Annotated in this window: 4 protein-coding genes; all 4 read right to left on the bottom strand. The window is 67.8% G+C overall.

Annotation, left to right across the window (positions count from 1 at the left end; genetic code table 11):
- On the bottom strand, positions 1-460 hold a 460-nt coding region (locus tag EHS43_RS43530), incomplete at its 3' end, for a DUF4142 domain-containing protein (protein ID WP_260470993.1).
- Between the two features lie 558 nt (positions 461-1,018).
- Positions 1,019-1,330, bottom strand: coding sequence for a hypothetical protein (locus EHS43_RS43525; RefSeq protein WP_125195938.1), 312 nt, complete (start codon positions 1,328-1,330; stop codon positions 1,019-1,021).
- Complete coding sequence (locus EHS43_RS43520) at positions 1,327-1,512, bottom strand: hypothetical protein (protein WP_125195937.1); 186 nt, start codon at positions 1,510-1,512, stop codon at positions 1,327-1,329. Before EHS43_RS43520 ends, EHS43_RS43525 begins: the two co-directional genes overlap by 4 nt.
- 105 nt (positions 1,513-1,617) lie before the next feature.
- The coding region (locus EHS43_RS43515) for a SpoIIE family protein phosphatase (protein ID WP_148104307.1) at positions 1,618-1,954 on the bottom strand (337 nt) is incomplete at its 5' end.

The raw sequence follows: 1,954 nt of genomic DNA, 5'->3' as shown, positions 1-1,954 counted from the left end.
GGTCATGGGCGGGGAGCGAGGGCGGCGAGGTCTCCTGAAGGACGGCTTGGTCGAAGTCGACGAGGCCGGTCTTCTCCACGACCGCGATGTGGTCCAGGACCGTGTCGTTGGCCTCGGCGGCCAGGGCGCGGATCAGTGAGTTCTTCGTGGTGCTGCGGACACTCGCGATCATCATGAGCAACTGGCCGTCCACCGCGCGCACGGTGGTCGCCATGTCGGTGCCGAACTGTTCGGGGCTGTCTGTGTTCAACCGGGCCACGAAGCCCTGTTGCTGCGGGGACGGCTGCTCGGGCAGCGTGATGCCCAACTGGGCGGCGGTCCTGCGGCACGCGGCGTCCAAGGATGCGTCGCCGGCGACCAGTTGCTGACCGGCGGTCCTGATGGCCTTGGTCGTGCTCTTCTGTTGGGCCATCAGGCCGACGGAGTACTCCCACAGTCCGGCCGCGCGTACCTTGACCACGAAATCCCGATCGGCTTCCGACAGTTGTCCGGACTCTGGTGCGGCGATGATCCGATCGGGCGCGCCACTGGCCTTCTGGACTCCGAGCATGGCGGGGTAGAGGAGGGACCCCAGGGTGGCAGCGAGTGCACCACCAAGAAAGAGCGATCCCACCGCGGTCCGTGAAAAATGCACCGTGTCTCCTGATCCGGCATTCGGATCCCGCACTTACGGACATACGAACTCGGGCCCCACCGAAACCTTTTGGGATCGCAACGACTTCGCAAAATCGAGAATCGGGCAGGCGAGTGATGCGTGTGGAGCGCCAAGGGGCAAGAGGGATGGGGCCGTTGGGCCCTATCGGTGGTCCATGAAGGGACCGTTGGGCCCTATCCGGGCGGGGTGCCTTACGACCGATCATGGGGCGGCGGCCGGGAAGGGCCAGTCCAATCCCGCACTTATGGTCCTTCCCGGTCAGCCGACGCCGTCATCGGCGTAGCAATTGTCTCGAAGGAGAGCAGTGAAGGCAGGTTCCAGCGCGCAGGCACTGCGACCCGTCCGGTACTGCGCCGCCCCCGGCTACAGGTCGAGGACCGCGCGGATCGCGTTGTCGACGAGCTCCTGCTGTTCGGGACCGATGTTTCCGTGCAGCGTGCCGGTTTCGAAGCGGATGGCGGAGAGCTGAAGGAGGTTGACGGCGACGAGGGAGGCGTCGACCGGAGTGGTCAGATGCACGCTCATCGCCGTGTCGGGATGCTGGGCTGGGGCGTGCAGAACCAGGACGACGACCGCCTGGTAGGCCTCGGCGAGGCCGTCGAGGCTGACGACCAGGACTGTGCGGGTGCCCTTGCCGGTGTCGACGTCCCAGACGTCGCCCTTGCGGATGGTCACAGGGCGTCGCCCTCGCCCGCGAGGTCGAGGGGTGCGATCGAGGCGAGCTTGCGGGCCGCGTCGAGCGTCATCTGCCGACGCACGGCACGCACGATGTAGTCGTTCAGCGAGGGGGCGTCGGCGGCCGCGTCGCGCAGCGGCTTGTCCATGGCGTCCGGAATCCGAAGGGTGATGGCGGTCATGACACCAAATCTAGTGGCATGAATGCCGTCATGGAAGGCGCGATGACGACGCGGCGGGGTGGCGACGGCGACGTGGAGGACGTTCCGCGCGTGCAGACCGCAGCCCTACTGCGGTTCTCCGGCACCGTTGCCGGACTCAGCCCCGGTGACGTGGGCGAGCAGGAGTGCGGAGTCGTCGTGAGGCGGCAGCGGCGTGAGGCGGGCGGTGGCGACGTCATGGAGGTCGTGAGCGGCCGCGTCGGATCCCGCGGCGGCCAGCACGCGGCGCAGCTGCTCGCGGGCCTGCTCGGGATCGGTGTCGGGGGTGTCGGTGAACCCGTCGGTGTAAAGCAGCAGCTTGCTGCCGGCCGGGAGGTCGAGGCTGGTGGTGGGATAGGAGGTGTCGAGGAAGACGCCGAGGGGCAGTCCGGTCGAGAAGTGGGGCAGGGGGGTGCTGTCCGGG

Origin of the sequence: Streptomyces sp. RP5T (assembly GCF_003933965.1) — a bacterium.
Lineage (GTDB): Bacteria > Actinomycetota > Actinomycetes > Streptomycetales > Streptomycetaceae > Streptomyces.
Note: the sequence above shows the minus strand (reverse complement) of the source record. Positions and strands in the feature narration are given on the sequence as shown.